This window comes from Sphingobium quisquiliarum P25, from assembly GCF_000445065.1.
GTDB lineage: Bacteria > Pseudomonadota > Alphaproteobacteria > Sphingomonadales > Sphingomonadaceae > Sphingobium > Sphingobium quisquiliarum.
Window position 1 is genome coordinate 1 of sequence record NZ_ATHO01000040.1, and the last position, 18,630, is coordinate 18,630.

The following is an 18,630-nucleotide window of genomic DNA, read 5'->3' on the forward strand; positions in this document are numbered from 1 at the left end:
CCTTGCGATGTGCCGGCCCCTCGCCAACGCCTTGCGACCCAAGGCTCGACGGCTGCGTCCTTCACGTGGCGCAGCTATGCTTATCCGTGCAGCTTGATCGCCGTTTCCGCGACCCGGCGTCCCTGGTAGCGGGCGCCTTCCAGTTCGTCTTCGTCGGGCTGGCGGCTGCCGTCGCTGTCCGCAAGGGTGGTCGCGCCATAGGGCGCGCCGCCACGCACCTTGTCGACGCCCGTCTGGCCGCTGTGGCCATAATCGAGCCCGACGATCACCATGCCGAAATGCAGCAGGTTGGTGATGATCGAGAATAGCGTGGTTTCCTGCCCGCCATGCTGGCTGGCGGTGGAGGTGAAGGCGCCGCCCACCTTGCCGTTCAGAGCGCCGCGCGCCCACAGGCCGCCTGCCTGATCGAGGAACGCCGCCATCTGGCTGGACATGCGGCCGAAACGGGTGCCGGTGCCGATGATGATCGCGTCATAGTCGGCAAGTTCGGCGATTGTCGCGACCGGCGCTTCCTGATCCAGCTTGAACCCGGCATTTTTCGCGACGTCCAGCGGCGCGGTTTCAGGCACGCGCTTGATGTCGACCTGCGCCCCGGTCGAGGCAGCGCCTTCCGCAACGGCCTTCGCCATTGTCTCTATATGCCCATAGGACGAGTAGTAGAGAACCAGCACCTTCGTCATATCGCGATCTCCATTCACTGTAATGCCTTGATCCAAGGATGGTTTCTGAAAAAGGTGGCCGCTCGCCCCAAGGAGGGAGGGGGAGAAGAGGCGAGCGGCCAGCCCGCTCAGGGAGCAGCGGGCCTATTGGCTGTCGACCAGGACGATCTCCGCATCCTCCAGCGCGGTGATCGTAATGGGCTTGCCACCGATGATCGCCGCGCCATCGCGCGCTTCGAAAAGCTGGCCGTCAATTTCGATCCGGCCGGTCGCGGGCACCAGATAGATGTGACGTCCCTCCGCGCTTTCATAGGTCACGCTTTCGCCCGCCTTGACGGTGCCGCCCAGCAGGCGGGCGTCGGCGCGGATGCGCAGCGCTTCCTTGTCCTCGTCATGACCGCTGGCCAGAACGACCAGCTTTCCCGACCGGTCGCCCTTGGGAAAGGGCTTGGCGCCCCAGCTTGGCGATCCGCCCGCGACCGTTGGGATGACCCAAATCTGGAACAGTGTCGTCGTTTCGTCTTCCAGATTATATTCGGCGTGACGAATGCCGGTTCCGGCGCTCATCACCTGAACGTCGCCTGCTTCCGTACGGCCCTTGTTTCCGAGGCTGTCCTGATGCGTGATCGCGCCGGTGCGGACATAGGTGATGATTTCCATGTCGCGGTGCGGGTGCGGCGGGAAGCCGGACTGGGCGGCGATCTCATCGTCATTCCATACGCGGATCGCGCCCCAGCCCATGCGATCGGGATCATGATAGTCCGCGAAGGAGAAATGATGCCGGGCGTTCAGCCAGCCATGATTTGCATGGCCCAGGGAGTTGAACGGACGGCGCTCTACATGCGTCTGCACGATGTTGCTCATCTTCTGTGCCTTTCAATGCGTTGCCGGAGCTTCCGGCTTGCTTTCCGCTAATTTAGGCATCAGGGTCGTTTCTGAAATAAGCAGCATCGAAACGGATTGTTTCCTTCATGCGTCTCCCTGATCTGGAAGCCTGGGCCATCTTCGCCGCCGTGGTGGAGCATCGCAGCTTCACCGACGCAGCCAAGGCGCTCAGCGTGTCGAAGGCCACAGTGTCGAAGGCGGTGACCCGGCTGGAACAGCATCTGGAGACCAGCCTGTTCAACCGCACCAGCCGCCGCCTGGCGCTGACCGAAAGCGGCAAGCGGCTGGCGGAGCATGCCGCCCGCATCCTGGCGGAAGGGCAAGCGGCGGAGGAAGCCGCGCGGCAGGATACCGAGGAATTGTCCGGCACGGTGCGTCTGGGCGCGCCGATGACGTTCGGGTTGTTGCGGGTCGCGCCGCTGATCGCACAATTCACCAAACAGCATCCGGGTGTGGACGTTTTTCTGCACCTGTCCGATGCCCTGATCGACATGATCGAAATGGGTCTGGACGCCACCATCCGCATCGCCGACATGCCGGACAGTTCACTGCGTGCGCGGCGGCTGGGGGATGTCAGGGTGCATCTGGTCGCGTCGCCGAACTATCTGGAGGAGCGTGGCCGTCCGGTCCATCCCGCGGACCTCAGCGATCATGACTGCCTGTGCTATTCGAACGTCACCACGCCGGACGTGTGGCGCTTTTCGGGGCCGGGGGAGCAGAATGTGGCGGTGCAGGTGCGCGCGCGGATGACGGTGAACAGCGGGGATGCGATGCTGCCCGCTTTGCTCGCCGGGGTGGGGATCGCCCGGCTGCCCGATTTCATCGTCGGCGAGGCCATGGCGGCGGGCGATCTGGAGGAGATACTGATCGACTGGCGGGCTCCGCCCTTAGGCCTCCATCTGGTGACGCCGCCGTCCAGATTGCGCCCGGCGCGTGTCGATGCGCTGCTCGACTTCATCGCGGCCAACCATGGCTGTTGAGGCCGATTGTGATCAACTTACCGCTTGCGTCATCTGAATCTCTTTCGCGCCAACTTATTGTAAACAGATTCAAAACAGCGCGACTCGCGGATTCCTGCGGGTTAGCGAAAAATTAACCTTTGTCCTTCAGAAGTTTTTTGGTTAATGAATTGGAGCAGACGCCGTTCTGAGGGGTTGACGGGATCTGCAAGGACAGGGGCTTCACATGCGCGTTCTGCTAATCGAAGACGAACCGACTACCGCCAAGGCGATCGAGCTGATGCTCACGACCGAAGGCTTCAATGTCTACACCACCGATCTGGGCGAAGAGGGCCTCGATCTGGGCAAGCTGTATGATTACGACATCATCTGCCTGGACCTGAACCTGCCGGACATGCACGGTTATGACGTGCTCAAGAAGCTGCGCGCGGCAAAGGTGCAGACGCCGGTGCTGATCCTTTCGGGCATCGCGGAGATGGACAGCAAGGTTCGTTCCTTCGGCTTTGGCGCGGACGATTATGTGACCAAGCCGTTCCACCGCGAAGAACTGATCGCCCGCATCCATGCGGTGGTCCGCCGGTCGAAGGGCCATTCGCAATCGGTCATCCGCACCGGCAAGCTGGCGGTCAATCTTGACGCCAAGACGGTGGAGGTCGATGGCAATCGCGTCCACCTGACCGGCAAGGAATATGCGATGCTGGAGCTTCTTTCGCTCCGCAAGGGCACGACGCTGACGAAGGAAATGTTCCTGAACCACCTGTATGGCGGCATGGACGAACCCGAACTCAAGATCATCGACGTGTTCATCTGCAAGCTGCGCAAGAAGCTGGCGCTGGCGTGCGGCGGCGACAATTATATCGAGACCGTCTGGGGCCGCGGCTATGTGCTGCGCGATCCAGACGAAGCGATGGAGGTGGCGACCAAGGTCGCCTGATCCATCAGCTTTCAGGGCTTTTGAAAAGGTCGGCTGTCCATCGGATGGCTGGCCTTTTTCCTTATTAAAGGCGTTCGGGTCTGGAGGAACCAGCGTTCCGTGCCTTGCAGGCCGATGGCGGTCAGCTTGCCGCTTCGCCATGCGCCGGTGTCGATGCCGATGCGGTTGGACCGTTCGTCCACATCATCGGTGATGCTGTGACCGTGGATGACCATGCGGCCATGATCGCCGCCATATTTAAGGAAATCGCTCCTGATCCAGTGCAGGTCGGCAGAAGCCTGCGCTTCCAGCCGGACACGCGGGCGAATTCCGGCATGGACGAACAGATAATCGCCAACGATGGCCATGTCTTCGAAATCATCGGCAAAATCGACATGGCCGCGCGGCACGTGAGACAGCATCCATTGGGCGAGTTCGTCTTCGTCCATCGCCGCGCACTCCTGCGTCGGCAGTCCGTAGCTTTTCAGCGTTTCCGCGCCGCCTATCCGCCGGAAAGCGGCCGCATTCGGGGCGCTGCCACGCGCCGCTGCGACGAAGACTTCCTCATGATTGCCCTTGAGGAAGCGGACATTAGCGCTGGAGCGAGCGAGAGCGATGGCGCGGTCGATCATCTGAGCGGAATGCGGGCCGCGATCGATCAGGTCGCCCAGCAGGATCAGCAGGCGGGGAAGGGGCGGGCGCGCTGCCTCGTCCTGTGCGATCATATCCATCAATTGGTCGAACAGGTCGAGCCGCCCGTGGATGTCGCCAATGGCATAGACCCGCACATCCTCTCCGATGCTGGACGGCGTGGTTCGCGGCTTTGGGCGGCGCAGAAAGTTCAACATGGCGGCGACCGCATGAGCTTCATGGCCCAATGTCGCACGGCTTTACAGCCGAGGCAATGTCACCCCCTGCTGTCCCATATATTTGCCCGCGCGATCCGCATAGCTGACCTCGCACGGCTCATTGCCTTGCAGGAACAGGAACTGGCATGCGCCTTCATTGGCGTAGATTTTCGCGGGGAGGGGGGTGGTGTTGGAAAATTCCAGCGTCACATGGCCTTCCCAGCCCGGCTCCAGCGGCGTCACGTTCACGATGATGCCGCAGCGGGCATAGGTGGACTTGCCAAGGCAGATCACCAGCACATCGCGCGGCACCCGGAAATATTCGACCGTGCGGGCCAGAGCGAAGCTGTTGGGAGGGATGATGCAGCAGTCCGTCTTGCGATCGACAAAGCTGTTGGACGCGAAATCCTTCGGATCGACCACGGCGCTGTCGACATTGGTGAAGATCTTGAACTCGTCGGCCACCCGCGCGTCATAGCCGTAGGAGGACAGGCCGTAGCTGATGCAGCCATCGCGCCTCTGGCTTTCCACAAAGGGTTCGATCATCCCGCTGGACAGGGCCTGTTCGCGAATCCACTTATCCGACAAAATCGACATGACTATCTAGCTTTCCTGTGAGAAGTGGTTCCCAAGTCATTGGGGTTGAAGGCAAATGGCAGCAACGCGGCGACGCTATGTTCGACCACCGTGCTGCCTTTTCCATCAGCGCAATAAATGGAGATGGAGCGGCCCGCTACCTGTTCGGCTTCATTCAATATCTGCCTGCACCGGCCGCAGGGCGTGATGACCGGACCATCCAGGGCATCGGCGGGTCCGCCTGTCACCGCGATCGCTTCGACATCGGCCAGGCGGCCCTGGGCGTTTGCCGCGGCCAGCGCCACGGTTTCGGCGCAGAGCGACAGGCCAAGGCTGGCATTTTCGAAATTGGCGCCAGCGATGATCTCGCCATCCGTCAGGCGGACGGCAGCGCCAACGGTGAAGCGGCTATAGGGCGCATAGCCATTGTTCCGGGCCATGCGCGCCGCTTCGATCAACTGGCTGATCGGGCCTTCTGCTCGACTCATGGCGCGACGACACCCCATCTGACGGGTCCTTCGACACCGTCGATATGCCGCATGTCATTGGCTGTCCACATCACCCATTTACGTGTCGCATAGTCAGGCGGGAAGAAATTGCCGTCCAGCCACAGCGTGCGATTGATGCCCGATGCTATGTCGTAGCGCTCCTCGAAATCGGGCGAGATGTTGAGCAGCGCGGGCTTGCGCGCATTGCTTTCGACCAGATTGACCAGCGTATTGAGTTCCGACAGCACGGCATCCCGCTCCGGCCGGGCGCTGCATGACGGGTCGAAAGAAAGCCGGATGACCGGGGGCAGGGCGGCATTGTCGCGCGGCACTGTCGTCACGAAGCGCGTCGCCTGTTCGGCCGCGCGCTTGCACAGGCTGAAATCAAGCGAAGCGCCGTAGCGCAGACCCGCCGACCGCGCGGCCGACCAGTTGCGGGCAAAGGCGGGATCGCGCCCATCAGCCCCCTTCGCCGCGCGGATATAGGCGAAATCCACGCCGTTGGCGGCGAGCGTCCCCCAGTCGATAGCGCCGTTATCGGCGCTGATCGTCACGCCCTGCACCGGATAGACGCTGCGGTCGGGCGCCCACCCGCGCGCATAGAGCCACAGCGCCATCGCCAGCAGGGCGAGGACGGCCGCGCCCGCCAGAAAGCGGGCCAGATACTGGCCTGTTGAAAGCTGACGGATGATGAGCCCCCTTACCCCTTGATATGCAGCACGCAGATGAGCGTGAACAGGCGCCTGGCCGTATCGAAATCGACCTTTATCTTGCCGTCCAGCCGTTCGATCAGCATTTCCGCGGCGTCATTGTGGATGGCGCGGCGGGCCATGTCCACCGTTTCGATCTGCTGCGGCGATGCGTTGTTGATCGCCTGATAATAGCTGTCGCAGATGGCGAAATAGTCGCGAATGGGCCTGCGGAACCGGCCGAGGCTGAGGATGATCGCCTCCAGCGGTTCGCCATCCTCCCGCTTGATCTCGATCACCAGCCGCCCCTCCTCGACGCGCAGCAGCACGCGATAGGGGCCCGCATAGCCGTCGGCATGGACGCGCTGGGGAGCGAAGAAATTCTCCTCCAGCAGATCGAATATGGCGATGCGGCGCTCCTGTTCGACATCGGCGCTGCGCCACAGGATCGTCCGCTCGTCCAGCGTGATATCGATGATGCGCGGGTCGGCCATTAAGCCTATGGTCAGTGCGGCGGGCGGCGGCGAAAAGCAAGGGGAGTTCTCCACAGCTTTGCCCGTGGCGGCACAGCTTCCCGCTTGCGCTGGCGGGCTGCTGGCGCGATGAGGAGCGCATGGTCGAACTGGTGCAGATGAACCCCGCCGTGGAAACTGGCGTTACTGAACTCCCCCGCAATGTCGAGGCGGAAGCCGCGCTGCTGGGCGCGCTGATGATCGACAACCGCATTGCTGAGGATGTGCAGCTCAAGCTGAAGCCGGAACATTTTTTCGAGCCGCTGCACGGCCGCATCTACGAAGCGGTGATGAAGCTGGTGGAGCGCGACATGGTCGCGAACCCGGTGACTCTGAAACCGTTGCTGGAGCAGGACCCGGCGCTCAAGGAACTGGGCGGCGTCGGTTATCTGGCGCAGCTGACGGGCAATGGCGCGGCCCTGCTGGGCGCGCGTGATTTCGCGAGCCAGATTTACGATCTTGCCCTGCTGCGCCAGCTTGTGAATGTCGGGCGGGAACTGGTTGAAAATGCTTTGGATACAAGCGAAGACGTCAACCCGCGCGAGCAGATCGAGCAGGCGGAAGTCGCGCTTTACAAGGTGTCCGAAGGGGAAGGCGAAGTCGGCTCGGTCAAGAGCTTCGCCACGGCGACGACCATGGCGGTGCAGGTGGCCGAACGCGCGCTCAACAGCGGCGGCCACGTGTCGGGGATCACCACCGGGCTTAACAGCCTCAATGAAAAGATCGGCGGCCTTCACAATTCGGACCTCATGATCCTGGCCGGACGGCCGGGCATGGGAAAGACGTCGCTGGCGACCAACATCGCCTATAATGCCGCTTCCCGCTGGATGCGTGATCATGCCGATGGTATTCCGCCGGAAAAGAATATGGGCGCGAAGACCGCCTTTTTCAGTCTGGAAATGTCGGCCGACCAGTTGGCGACCCGCGTGCTCGCGGAACAATCAGGCATCAGCGGCGAAGCGCTGCGCATGGGCAAGATCAGCCGCGCGGATTTCCAGAACCTGTCCCGCGCCGCGCGTGAGCTTCAGGAACTGCCGCTGTTCATCGATGACACGCCCGGCCTGACGATCGCGGCATTGCGCACGCGCGCGCGCCGTTTGAAGCGACGCCATGACATTGGTCTGGTCATCGTCGATTATCTCCAGCTGCTGCAAGGCACGGGCAAGGGCAGCGACAATCGCGTTCAGGAAATTTCGGAAATTTCCCGTGGTTTGAAGACCTTGGCGAAGGAACTTAACGTTCCGGTTCTGGCGCTGTCGCAGCTAAGCCGCGCGGTCGAGCAGCGCGAGGACAAGCGCCCGCAACTGTCGGACCTGCGCGAATCAGGATCGATCGAGCAGGACGCGGACATGGTCTGGTTCGTGTTCCGTGAGGATTATTATGTCGCCGCCAAGGAGCCGGGGAACAAGGAAAGTTCCGAGCATCTGGAATGGGCGCAGGAGATGGAGCGCATCTACGGCCTGGCCGAACTGATCGTCGCCAAGCAGCGTCACGGCTCCACCGGGCGCATCCGAATGAAGTTCGATGCCAAGATCACGCGCTTCTCCGATCTGGCCGAAGGCGGATATATGGCGGATTACGAGTAGGGGGCAGCCCCGCCGCGTGGCTCAGCCCGAAACGAACGCCTGAAAGACCAGCGCCAGTCCGATCATGCTGACGCCGTAGACGAGGGTGCGGACGACCGGCACGCCCATGCCATATAGCGGCAGATAGACGACGCGCGCGCCGAGCCACAGCCAGCCGCCAACAGCCGTAAGGCCGCTCGTCTTGCCGGCGATCACCACGCCCAAAAGGCAGATGATGGCGATGGGGTATGTTTCCAGGAAATTGGCCTGCGCGCGCACGAGCCGTCCGCCCACCGGATCGAGCGGCGGCAGCGTTTCGTCCCGTGCGCCCATATTCCACTTTGTCCCATATTGCTTCGTCTTGATGTGCGCTGCGGCGAAGATATGGACCAGCAGAAGCACGCAGCTCCAGGCAAGGATCGTGAGTTCGACAGCCATGGCATTCCCCTGTTGAAAAGCAGATGTCAGCCTTAGGCCCGGCTGGGCCTTGCGTCATCATGCTTGGGAGGCATGTCGTAACCGGCTATGGAGCCATGGGGCAAGTCCGGCTTTGGGGAGGGCGACTGCCAAAGCCTTTGGTCGACCCGGTCGTGTTCATGCGCGGACAGGAGCCCAGTCCCGCCGCTGAACTGGGCTCCTGCCTTTGCAGGATCACGTTGCGCTTATTCCAAACTGCCTGAGCTTAGAAGACAGGCTGGTTGGCCGGGTCTTCGGGATCGGCCACAGGCGCAGGAATTGGCGTCACGGGCGAGTGGATGCCGCATTCCACCTTGTCCCAGCCGCGCCAGCGGCCTGCGCGCGGGTCCTCGCCGGGCAGAACCTTGGACGTGCAGGGTTCGCATCCGATCGACAGGTAACCCTGTGCTTCGAGCGGATGGCGGGGTAGTTGATGCTCCTCGAAATAGGCTTCCAGGTCCGACTTGGTCCAGTCGCCGAGCGGGTTGATCTTTAACCGGCCGTCCTCGATTTCGAAGCGGGGCAGGTTCTGCCGCGTCACCGACTGGAAAGCCTTGCGCCCCGAAATCCACGCGTCGAGCCCTTCCTTGGCGCGATGCATCGGCTCCACCTTGCGGATTTCGCAGCAGCCATCGGGGTCATAGGACCAGCGCAGGCCCGTCTCGTCCTTCTTGGCAAGCACATCGGCTAGCGGCGTGACAGTGCGGCTGTCGGTAAAGCCGAAGCTGTCGATCAGCGTGTCACGATAGGCCAGGGTCTCGCCGAACATCTTGAGCGTATCGACGAAGATCACGGGCACATTCCTGTCCGCCTTGGCCACAAGGTCGAGCAGCACGGCGCTTTCCGTGCCGAAGGACGAAACGACCGCGACATTCCCGGCCAGCCCTTCGGAAAAGACGGTCTTCAACATCGTCAGCGTATCGACGCCTTCGAAACGCGCATTGATGGCGTCCGCGTCCGCCTGGGTAAAGGCGGGCCGCGCGTCGATCACGTCAAGCTGGCGGGCAGGTTCAGCCATTCACATTCTCCGGGTGCCGCTTTGCCCAGACCGGGCTGCGGCCATCGACAGTCTTTTGATAGACGTCGGCATAACGATTAAGGGCGCGTTCCACTGCGGCATCATCCAGCGCCTTGTCGGGCCGGAAGCTGTCGAACCCGCAGCGCCGCATGGCGACCAGCTGGTCGACCAGCACGTCGCCGACCGCGCGCAATTCGCCCTGATACCCCGCCTCGCGCAGGATGCGCGCCGCCGAATAGCCGCGGCCGTCGCCAAAGGCAGGGAAGTTCACCTCGACCAGCGACAGCCGGTCGAGATAGGGCAGAAGTTCGCGCGCATCCTCGCCCGCTTCGATCCGCACGGCGGTCGAATTGGACTGGCCGGTGAAAGATTCGACCGTCACCGCCGGTTCCTGCGCGGCTTCGCCTTCGCGGAAGGTCAGGAACTCAACCATAGATCGCCTCCTTGAAGGGCTTCATGCCAAGACGGCGATAGGTGTCGAGAAAGCGTTCGCCTTCTTCACGCTCAGCGAGATAGACGTTGGTCACCTTTTCAATGGCGTCGACCACGCCGTCCTCCGAAAAGCCCGGCCCGGTGATCTGCCCCAGCGAGGCATCCTGCGCGCCCGATCCGCCCAGCAGCAGCTGGAAATTCTCCACACCCTTCCGGTCCACGCCCAAAATGCCGATATGCCCGGCATGGTGGTGGCCGCAGGCGTTGATGCAGCCGGAGATTTTGAGCTTCAATTCGCCGAGTTCCTTCTGCCGCTCCGGCGATCCGAACCGATCCGACAGCTTCTGCGCCAGCGGGATCGACCGCGCATTGGCAAGGCTGCAATAGTCTAGACCGGGGCAAGCGATGATGTCGCCGATCAGGTCCAGATTAGCCTCCGCCAGTCCGGCTTCATCCAGCTTCTGCCAGATGGCGTAAAGATCCGCCTTCTTCACATGCGGCAGGACGAGGTTCTGCGCATGGGTGACGCGCAGTTCGTCGATCGAATATCGCTCCGCAAGGTCGGCCACCAACTCGATCTGTTCGGCCGAAGCATCGCCCGGAATGCCGCCGCGCGGTTTCAGGCTGATGTTGACGATGGCGTAACCGGGCTGCTTGTGCGCCGCGACTTGCCGGTCCACCCATAGGGCGAAGGCCGGATCACTGCGGTCGATCTCGTCGCTCAGCCCTTGCTCATAGGCCGGATTGGCGAAGTAGGGCCGGATGCGGTCAAGTTCTTCCGTGGGCGGGTTGAGGCCGAGCGTTCGCATATGGGCGAACTCCTCCTCCACCTGGCGCTTATATTCCTCGACGCCGAGTTCATGGACCAGGATCTTGATCCGCGCCTTGAACTTGTTGTCGCGGCGGCCATAGCGGTTGTAGACACGCAGGCAGGCCTCCAGATAAGACACAATCTCATCTTCGGGCACGAAGTCCTTGATAAGCGGCCCGACCATGGGGGTGCGGCCCATGCCGCCACCGGCATAGACTTCCGCGCCGATCCGTCCGTCGCGCTGCACCAGCTTGAGGCCGATGTCGTGCAGGCGCATCGCTGCACGGTCTTCCTCGCTCGCAATCACGCAAATCTTGAACTTGCGCGGCAGATAGGTGAATTCCGGGTGGAAGGTCGACCACTGGCGCAGCAGTTCCGCCCACGGGCGGGGGTCCGCCACTTCATCGGCCGCGACGCCCGCATATTGGTCAGACGAAATGTTGCGGATGCAATTGCCGCTCGTCTGGATGGCATGCATCTCGACGGTCGCCAGCTCCGCCAGAATGTCGGGCGCGTCAGCCAGCTTGATCCAGTTATATTGCAGGTTGGTGCGCGTGGTGAAATGGCCGTAGCCCTTGTCATATTTGCGCGCGATTTCGCCCAGCTTGCGCATCTGCCGCGCGTTGAGGGTGCCATAAGGGATGGCGACCCGCAGCATATAGGCGTGCAGCTGGAGATAGAGGCCGTTCATCAGCCGCAGCGGCTTGAACTGATCCTCGGTCAGCTGGCCTGCAAGGCGGCGCTGCACCTGATCGCGAAACTCCTCGACGCGGGCATCGACGATGGACTGGTCATAGCTGTCGTAACGGTACATTTCAGATCACCCAATTGCCGGTGTCGGCGTCATTCGGTTTCAGTGTCAGGTCTGGGCGCACGGTGGGGCCGAGAGCGCGTATGCGGTCCTTGATATGCGCGGGCCGCACGCCTTCGTCCGTCACGGTGGCGTCGATCACGTAGGGGGCGACCACGCGCAGCGCGGCTTCTTCGGCCCGCGCCAGTTCCTCGCCCTTGTCCGCGACGTCGACCGAATCGCCCACATGCCGCGACCAGCCATCGCCCGCCCACCAGATGACGTCTCCGGTGCCCAGGTCATTGCCTGTCAAAATCTTCACGAATGCATCTCCGCCCCATTATTCATCTGCGCGGCCCAGCCGGGCAGCACGTCCTGCGCCAGCGCATAGGCCGCCACGTCGCCCACGACAATCAGCGCCGGGCTTCTCACCTTCTCCCGCGCAACCATGTCGCCGAGGTCGGCAAGCAAGGTGCGCAAGATCCGCATGTCTGCACGCGTGCCGTTTTCCAGCACCGCCACCGGAATGGCGGGCGAAACGCCGTCAGTGATCAGCTTGTCGGCAATGTCGGCCGCCGTCGCCACGCCCATGTAGATAACGAGCGTGCGCCCATGACCCGCAAGGCCGGACCAGTCCTGATCCGTCAGCCCCTTGCACTGGCCAGCGACGAAGGTCACTGCGCTCGCCGCATCGCGATGGGTGAGCGGAAGCTGCGCCTGCGCCGCGCAGCCGATCGCCGCGCTCATGCCGGGTACGATTTCCACCGGCACGCCAGCGGCCCGGCATGCCTCCATTTCCTCGCCGCCCCGCCCGAATACGAAGGGATCGCCGCCTTTCAGCCGCACCACGCAGCGCCCGGCCAGCGCCAGTTCGACCAGCAGGGCGTTGATCCGGTCCTGCGGCATGGAATGGCGGCTGCGCTGCTTCGCGACGGAGATCAGTTCCGCCTGTGGCGAGGCCAGCGCCAATATCTCGCCCGACACCAGTCCATCATGCACGATCACCTGCGCCGCGCCGATCAGCCGGGCGGCGCGCAGCGTCAGCAGCTCCGGGTCGCCAGGACCCGCGCCGACGAGGTAAACGGTGGAAGGTGCAATGTCAGCCATGATGGCCAGATGGCGGAAGCGCATTCGCCTTTCAATTCAGAATGCTTTGCCAGCCGCGTAGGAAAATTTTGCGCGGGGGTGACAGAGCTCGGAACCGGCTCCTGCCTTCGGGGAGCGCGGGGGGCCAAGGATCAGTCCCCCATGGCGCTGGTATCGATTTCTTTGAGGCCAACGCCAATGGACGCGCGGGGCTGCTCGATCTCCGCCGATGCGACGGGATAGGCGCAATAATCCGCCGCGTAATAAGCGCTGGGGCGATGGTTGCCCGAAATGCCGAGGCCGCCGAACGGAGCGGAGGATGATGCGCCGTTGGTCGGGCGGTTCCAGTTGACGATGCCCGCGCGGACATTGGCCCAGAACTGGTTATATTGTTCCGGCGATCCCCCGACCAGCGAGGCCGACAACCCGTAGCGGCTGTTGTTGGCTTCCGCGATGGCCGCGGCGAAATCCGGCACGCGGATGACCTGGAGCAGCGGCCCGAACAGTTCGATGTCGGGCCGTTCTTCCATGGCGGTCACATCGATGATCGCGGGGCTGAGGAATGGGCGATCCTGCACGGGGCGCACCATATGTTTGATGGGGCGGCCGCCATGACTCATCAGGTAGAGGAAGCTTTCGGTCAACTGGTCCGCCGCCCGGTTGTCGATGACCGGCCCCATGAAAGGCGCGGGGTCGGCATGGGGATGATCGACGATCAGGCGGTCGGCGATCTTCTTGACCTCGGCAATCAGCATATCGGCCAGCTCCTGCTTGACGATCAGGCGGCTGGCCGCCGTGCAGCGCTGGCCGCTCGACAGGAAAGCGGACTGGACGACGAGCACGGCGGCGCTGGCAATGTCCGGTGTATCCCATACGATGATGGGATTGTTGCCGCCCATCTCCAGCGCCAGTATCTTGCCGGGATTGGCCGCGAACTGCCGGTTTATGGCGATGCCGGTTTGCGCGGAGCCGGTGAAGAGGATGCCGTTCACGTCCGGGTGCGCGGTCAGCGCCTTCCCCTCACCCGGCCCGCCCAGAACGAGGCGCAGGCTGTCCTGCGGCACCCCTGCCTCATGGAAGAGGCGGACCAGCATTTCGCCTACCGCCGGAGTCTGTTCGGACGGTTTGAAGACCACGCCATTGCCCGCGAGCAGCGCCGGGACAATATGCCCGTTAGGCAGATGCGCCGGGAAATTATAAGGGCCAAGCACCGCCATGACGCCATGGGGCTTGTGCCGGACGGACTGGCGGGCGCCCATCGCGGCTTCCAGACGGCGCTGGCCGGTGCGTTCCGAATAAGCGGCGACGGAAATGTCGACCTTGTTCATCACGGCGGCGACCTCCGTGCGTGCGTCCCACAGCGGCTTGCCGGTTTCGCGTGCGATCAGATCGGCCAGAGCATCTTCATTGGCGCGGACGACATTGACGAAGCGGCGCAGCGTTTCGATGCGGTAGGCAACAGGTTGCGCGGCCCAGCGCGGCCATCCGGCACGCACGTGCGCGACCTCGGCCTCCACGTCGCTTGCGGCGCCTTGCCACAGGAGGGCGCCGGTAGCCGGTTCGATCGAAGTCAGGGATGCGGACATAGCGCCGATATGGAGGATAACGGCGCTTTAGGGAAGGGAGCGAGATGCGTTTGATACGCTCCTGTCCGTCGAGCGGCGGCGCTTCATCTCTTTGACTTGCGGCTGCTGCCCGTGGAGCGATATGAGCCATCGGGCAAGCCGGAGATGGGGCGCTTGATCATGCTGAGGATAGAGGGCCGTTGAGCAACTTCACGGACGGATATTGGTGGTCCCCTGACGGCCTCCGCCTTCACTATCGCGATTATGATGGCGGATCGGATGGGCGGCCGCCACTGCTTTGCCTGCCGGGGCTGACCCGCAATGCAAGGGATTTCGAACCGCTTGCGCAAAGGCTTGCCGGGGAGTGGCGGCTGATCTGCCCGGAAATGCGCGGGCGCGGAGAAAGCGCGCAGGCCAAGGACCCGATGACCTATGTCCCCTTCAACTATCTTCAGGATATAAGCCGGTTGCTCGGCGACCTTGCGATCACCCGTTTCGTGGCAGTCGGCACGTCGCTGGGCGGCTTCATCACCATGCTGATCGCCGCGACCCATCGCGAATGGCTGGCCGGGGCCTTGCTGAACGATATCGGTCCCACGCTTGAGCAGGCGGGCCTTGCGCGGATCAGGGCGCAGGTCGGCACGGGGCAGTCGCATCCAAGCTGGGTTCATGCGGCGCGCGCATTGGAAGAAGCGAACCGCGACATCTACCCGGCCTATGGGCTGGAGCAATGGCTGGCGATGGCCAAGCGCCTGTATCGCCTGAACAGCGGAGGCCGGATCGTGCTCGACTACGACATGCGCATCGCCGAACCCTTGCGGGTGGCCGGAGCGGAGGGCGGGGTCGATATGTGGCCCGCCATGGCGGCTTTTTGCGGCATTCCGGCATTGATATTGCGCGGCGAGCGTTCGGATATTCTGAGCGTCGAAACGGCCGAACGGATGGTGCGGGACATGGGCGGCGGGGCTGAACTGGTCACCGTGAAGAATGTCGGCCATGCGCCGGTGCTGGATGAGCCCGAAGCGGCGCGCGCCATCGACCAGTTGCTGGCGCGCGTCCTCCATGGCTGACTTCACCGGGCGACGGCCGCGGCTGCTCCACATCCATGGCAGTTTCAGCCTGGGCGGCAAGGAGGCACGCGCCGTCCGCCTCATGAACCTGTGGGGCGATCGCGCGCATCATAGCATCGTCAGCGCCGATCCCGATGCCATGGACGCGCGCGCGGCGATCGATCCTGCCATCCGGGTGGACTATCCTTCGCCACCGCAATTGAAGGGGCGGCCCGGTTTGGCCCGCTTTCGGAGCATCGCCCGCTTCCTACCGGGTTTCGACCTGATCCTCACCTATAATTGGGGGGCGATGGACGCGGTCATGGCGCATCGCATCTGCGCGCCGTTCATGCGCCTGCCGCCGCTCATCCATCATGAGGATGGCTTCAATGTGGATGAGGCGGCTGGCCTCAAGCCGGAGCGGAACCTGTACCGCCGCATTGCCTTTCAGGGCAGCTGCGCCATCGTCGTCCCTTCGACGAAGCTGGAGGGCATTGCCCAGAGTGTGTGGCGGCAGCCTGACCGGAAGGTACGGCTCATCCGCAACGGCATCGATGTGGCGCGTTATGCGGTTCCACCCGCTCCAGAGGCAATTCCCGGCCTTGTTCGCTCGCCGGGCAAGCTGCTGGCCGGCACGCTTGCCGGTTTGCGCCCGGTCAAGAACATTCCCCGGCTGGTCCGGGCGATCGCTCCCCACAAGGAGCGGTTGCAACTGGTCGTCGTGGGAGAGGGCCCGGAGAAGGACGCCATCCTTGCCGAAGCAGGGCGACAGGGTATCAGCGATCTGCATCTGGCGGGCTTCCTGCCCGATCCATGGCGCTATATCGGGCTGCTGGACATTTTCGCCCTGTCTTCCGACAGCGAGCAATTCCCGATTTCGCTGGTGGAGGCAATGGCGGCAGGCCTGCCGGTCGCGTCCATGGACGTGGGCGACGTCATGCAGATGGTGGCGCCTGAAAATCGCGGCTTCGTGGTCAAGGATGAGCATGCTCTGGCCGATGCGCTGGCTGTCCTCACGTCCGATGCGGGGTTGCGCGCGCGGCTGGGGGAAGCCAACCGGCTGCGTGCCCGGCGCGATTTTGACGAGACCTCCATGGTGGATGCTTATGCGGCGCTATACGGACGGGCACTATCCAGCCCGGATATTTTGCGGTAGGGCGCGCGCGTAACTTTCGTCATGCGGGCCAAAGCTGCTATAGGGCAGGTTTGAAATTGCCCGCAGACGCGGCTGATTTGCGCGGGAGATAGCGTTGTTCAAGGGTTTGAAGCCCATCATTTACGGTGGCCGTGAAGTGTGGCCGCTGGTCGAAGGCGGCAAGGGCGTGGCCGTTTCCAACCATGCCAGTTCCGGCGCATGGGCTGCGGCAGGCGGCATCGGCACCGTGTCCGCCGTCAATGCCGACAGCTATGACAGCATGGGCAATATCATCCCGCAAATCTACCATGGCCGCACCCGCCGCGACCGCCATGAAGAACTGGTCGCCTATGCGATCGACGGTGCGGTCGAGCAGGTGAAACGCGCGTTCGAGATTGCGGGCGGCAAGGGTGCGATCAACATCAACATCCTGTGGGAAATGGGCGGCGCGCAGCGCGTGCTGCATGGCGTGCTGGAAAAGACGCGCGGCATGGTGGCGGGTGTCACCTGCGGTGCTGGCATGCCCTACAAGCTGAGCGAAATCGCCGCTTCCTATGGCGTCAATTATCTGCCTATCGTCAGTTCCGGCCGCGCATTCCGGGCACTGTGGAAGCGCGCTTATTCAAAAGCGTCGGAATGGCTGGCGGCGGTGGTCTATGAAGATCCCTGGCTGGCAGGCGGGCATAACGGACTGTCCAATGCGGAGGACCCCCGCGAGCCGCAGGATCCCTATCCCCGCGTCAAGGCGCTGCGCGACACCATGCGCGAAGGCGGCATTTCGGACGAGGTGCCTATCGTGATGGCGGGCGGCGTATGGCACCTTAAGGATTGGAACGACTGGATCGACAATCCCGAACTCGGCACGATCGCATTCCAGTTCGGCACGCGACCCTTGCTGACGCAGGAAAGCCCTATCCCGCAGGAATGGAAGCAGCGGCTGACGCAGCTTGAGCCCGGCGACGTCCTGCTGCACCGCTTTTCGCCGACCGGATTTTACAGTTCGGCGGTGCGCAACCCCTTCCTGCGCCAGTTGGAAGCGCGGTCGGAGCGCCAGATTCCGTTCAGCACCGAGCAGGCGGGCGATCATACGCATCAGCTCGACGCGGGCGTCAAAGGCAAGAATTTCTGGGTGACGCGCGGCGACCTGCTGCGCGCGCGCGAGTGGGTGGGGCAAGGCTTCACCTCCGCACTCAAGACGCCGGACAACACGCTCGTCTTCGTCACGGAAGAGGAGAAGGCGGAAATCCGCAAGGACCAGACCGATTGCATGGGCTGCCTCAGCCAGTGCGCCTTTTCCAGTTGGATGGACAGCGAGACCAATTCGACCGGGCGTCTCGCCGATCCGCGCAGCTTCTGCATTCAAAAATCATTGCAGGAAGCGGTCCATGGCGGTGATCTGGACAAGAATCTGCTGTTCGCGGGGCATGGCGCCTACAAGTTCAAGCAAGACCCATTCTATTCCAACGGGTTCGTGCCCACCGTCAAACAGCTGGTCGATCGCATTCTGACGGGCGACTGATGGCCGATATTCAAGGTCTTGCCGTGCTGAGCTATCACACGCCGCATTTCGATGTCGTGCGGCCGGGGCAGTTCGTGCTTTGCGCCGTATCCGGTGAGCGAATCGACCTGGATGACTTGAAATATTGGAGTGCGGAGTTTCAGGAGGCCTATCGCGGGCCGGTGGAAGCGACGCAATCCATCCTGCGGCGGCGTGAAGGCGCGGCTTGAACTGCCGTGAGGCAGGCTTTTAGGCGCTTGGTGGACGTTTATCGTTAAAAAATGCCATTATGTGGGCAGTTTCCCCTGCTTTGACGGTTCCTTTTTCCGCGTCGGTCGTTTATACTTTCTATCAGGCGACAAAGATCGCCTTAAGGAAGGATGCTCAACAATGTCGCGGATCGATATTTTTGGCGATCGTTTATGTGTAGCCACCAGCCTGCTGATCATGGGGTGGTTCATCTACAACGTTGCATTCTGAACGTCCTGGGCCTCTAATTTCGACGAGGCGTTGACGCGAGCTTCTTTTCATACCGGCTGCGATCATGCGAGCCGTTGTCCATAGTTGATTGGCCATATGGGTCCCAGGCTGTCGCGCGCTATCGTGCATCTCATCTGCATTATCTAACCTTCATCCATCCGGAGCTTGTGCAGCGGCAGGCGTGGTGCCGGCGGCTTTATTTTCTCCACACCGGAG

The 18,630-nt window shown here is 62.7% G+C and carries 21 protein-coding genes; 7 read left to right on the forward strand and 14 right to left on the reverse strand.

From position 1 onward, the window contains the following. Positions 1–80: 80 nt before the first annotated feature. Both wrbA and L288_RS26710 read right to left on the reverse strand, forming a co-directional pair. The gene (gene wrbA / locus L288_RS26705; protein WP_021237215.1) at positions 81–680 is read right to left on the reverse strand and encodes an NAD(P)H:quinone oxidoreductase; all 600 of its coding nucleotides are present in this window, start codon (positions 678–680) and stop codon (positions 81–83) included. Between the two features lie 123 nt (positions 681–803). Beyond that, positions 804–1,523: a pirin family protein gene (locus L288_RS26710; protein ID WP_021237216.1), complete on the reverse strand. Its 720-nt coding sequence runs from the start codon at positions 1,521–1,523 to the stop codon at positions 804–806. Between the two features lie 107 nt (positions 1,524–1,630). Between L288_RS26710 and L288_RS26715 the strand changes: the two genes are divergently transcribed. Together L288_RS26715 and ctrA are read left to right on the forward strand one after the other, a co-directional pair. Beyond that, positions 1,631–2,524, forward strand: coding sequence for a LysR family transcriptional regulator (locus L288_RS26715; protein WP_021237217.1), 894 nt, complete (start codon positions 1,631–1,633; stop codon positions 2,522–2,524). 205 nt (positions 2,525–2,729) lie between these two features. Continuing rightward, positions 2,730–3,437, forward strand: coding sequence for a response regulator transcription factor CtrA (gene ctrA, locus L288_RS26720; RefSeq protein ID WP_021237218.1), 708 nt, complete (start codon positions 2,730–2,732; stop codon positions 3,435–3,437). A gap of 11 nt (positions 3,438–3,448) precedes the next feature. Here ctrA and L288_RS26725 read toward each other — a convergent pair whose 3' ends face one another. The 5 genes from L288_RS26725 to L288_RS26745 all read right to left on the reverse strand — a co-directional run bounded on the left by L288_RS26725 (position 3,449) and on the right by L288_RS26745 (position 6,511). Next, positions 3,449–4,264 carry a metallophosphoesterase gene (locus tag L288_RS26725; protein ID WP_084465637.1) on the reverse strand — a complete coding sequence of 272 codons (816 nt, stop codon included), beginning with the start codon at positions 4,262–4,264 and terminating at the stop codon, positions 3,449–3,451. Between the two features lie 42 nt (positions 4,265–4,306). Further along, the gene (gene dcd, locus L288_RS26730; protein ID WP_021237220.1) at positions 4,307–4,861 is read right to left on the reverse strand and encodes a dCTP deaminase; all 555 of its coding nucleotides are present in this window, start codon (positions 4,859–4,861) and stop codon (positions 4,307–4,309) included. A gap of 2 nt (positions 4,862–4,863) precedes the next feature. Then, the gene (gene cdd, locus L288_RS26735; protein WP_021237221.1) at positions 4,864–5,328 is read right to left on the reverse strand and encodes a cytidine deaminase; all 465 of its coding nucleotides are present in this window, start codon (positions 5,326–5,328) and stop codon (positions 4,864–4,866) included. Further along, positions 5,325–5,945 carry a GH25 family lysozyme gene (locus tag L288_RS26740; RefSeq protein ID WP_021237222.1) on the reverse strand — a complete coding sequence of 207 codons (621 nt, stop codon included), beginning with the start codon at positions 5,943–5,945 and terminating at the stop codon, positions 5,325–5,327. The genes cdd and L288_RS26740 overlap by 4 nt, the downstream gene beginning before the upstream one ends. 83 nt (positions 5,946–6,028) lie before the next feature. After that, a complete protein-coding gene (locus L288_RS26745; protein ID WP_021237223.1) occupies positions 6,029–6,511 on the reverse strand; it encodes a UPF0262 family protein in 483 nt (160 codons plus the stop codon). Positions 6,512–6,630: 119 nt separating this feature from the next. On the opposite strand from L288_RS26745, the gene L288_RS26750 reads away from it, so the two are divergent. Beyond that, entirely contained in the window at positions 6,631–8,115 is a 1,485-nt protein-coding gene (locus tag L288_RS26750) for a replicative DNA helicase (RefSeq protein WP_021237224.1), read from the forward strand. 21 nt (positions 8,116–8,136) lie between these two features. Here L288_RS26750 and L288_RS26755 read toward each other — a convergent pair whose 3' ends face one another. From L288_RS26755 to astD, 7 genes are all read right to left on the reverse strand, one after another. After that, positions 8,137–8,532, reverse strand: coding sequence for an MAPEG family protein (locus tag L288_RS26755; RefSeq protein ID WP_021237225.1), 396 nt, complete (start codon positions 8,530–8,532; stop codon positions 8,137–8,139). Positions 8,533–8,776: 244 nt separating this feature from the next. Further along, positions 8,777–9,568, reverse strand: a complete 792-nt coding sequence (locus L288_RS26760; protein WP_021237226.1) for a phosphoadenylyl-sulfate reductase — start codon at positions 9,566–9,568, stop codon at positions 8,777–8,779. After that, entirely contained in the window at positions 9,561–10,001 is a 441-nt protein-coding gene (locus tag L288_RS26765; RefSeq protein ID WP_021237227.1) for a DUF934 domain-containing protein, read from the reverse strand. The genes L288_RS26760 and L288_RS26765 overlap by 8 nt, the downstream gene beginning before the upstream one ends. After that, positions 9,994–11,625, reverse strand: coding sequence for a nitrite/sulfite reductase (locus L288_RS26770; protein WP_021237228.1), 1,632 nt, complete (start codon positions 11,623–11,625; stop codon positions 9,994–9,996). The genes L288_RS26765 and L288_RS26770 overlap by 8 nt, the downstream gene beginning before the upstream one ends. Before the next feature lies 1 nt (position 11,626). After that, complete coding sequence (locus L288_RS26775) at positions 11,627–11,923, reverse strand: DUF2849 domain-containing protein (protein ID WP_021237229.1); 297 nt, start codon at positions 11,921–11,923, stop codon at positions 11,627–11,629. Further along, positions 11,920–12,708 carry a uroporphyrinogen-III C-methyltransferase gene (cobA, locus tag L288_RS26780; protein ID WP_031303993.1) on the reverse strand — a complete coding sequence of 263 codons (789 nt, stop codon included), beginning with the start codon at positions 12,706–12,708 and terminating at the stop codon, positions 11,920–11,922. The genes L288_RS26775 and cobA overlap by 4 nt, the downstream gene beginning before the upstream one ends. 131 nt (positions 12,709–12,839) lie before the next feature. After that, entirely contained in the window at positions 12,840–14,273 is a 1,434-nt protein-coding gene (gene astD / locus L288_RS26785; protein ID WP_021237231.1) for a succinylglutamate-semialdehyde dehydrogenase, read from the reverse strand. Between the two features lie 179 nt (positions 14,274–14,452). Here astD and L288_RS26790 point away from each other — a divergent pair, with 179 nt between their 5' ends. The 4 genes from L288_RS26790 (at position 14,453) to L288_RS26805 (ending at position 18,164) form a co-directional block, all read left to right on the forward strand. Next, on the forward strand, positions 14,453–15,322 hold the full coding sequence (locus tag L288_RS26790; RefSeq protein ID WP_021237232.1) for an alpha/beta fold hydrolase: 870 nt from the start codon (positions 14,453–14,455) through the stop codon (positions 15,320–15,322). Further along, entirely contained in the window at positions 15,315–16,457 is a 1,143-nt protein-coding gene (locus L288_RS26795; protein ID WP_031303994.1) for a glycosyltransferase family 4 protein, read from the forward strand. The genes L288_RS26790 and L288_RS26795 overlap by 8 nt, the downstream gene beginning before the upstream one ends. A gap of 94 nt (positions 16,458–16,551) precedes the next feature. Further along, positions 16,552–17,955, forward strand: a complete 1,404-nt coding sequence (locus L288_RS26800; protein ID WP_021237234.1) for an NAD(P)H-dependent flavin oxidoreductase — start codon at positions 16,552–16,554, stop codon at positions 17,953–17,955. Next, positions 17,955–18,164, forward strand: a complete 210-nt coding sequence (locus L288_RS26805) for a DUF2093 domain-containing protein (RefSeq protein WP_021237235.1) — start codon at positions 17,955–17,957, stop codon at positions 18,162–18,164. The genes L288_RS26800 and L288_RS26805 overlap by 1 nt, the downstream gene beginning before the upstream one ends. Positions 18,165–18,630 lie beyond the last annotated feature (466 nt).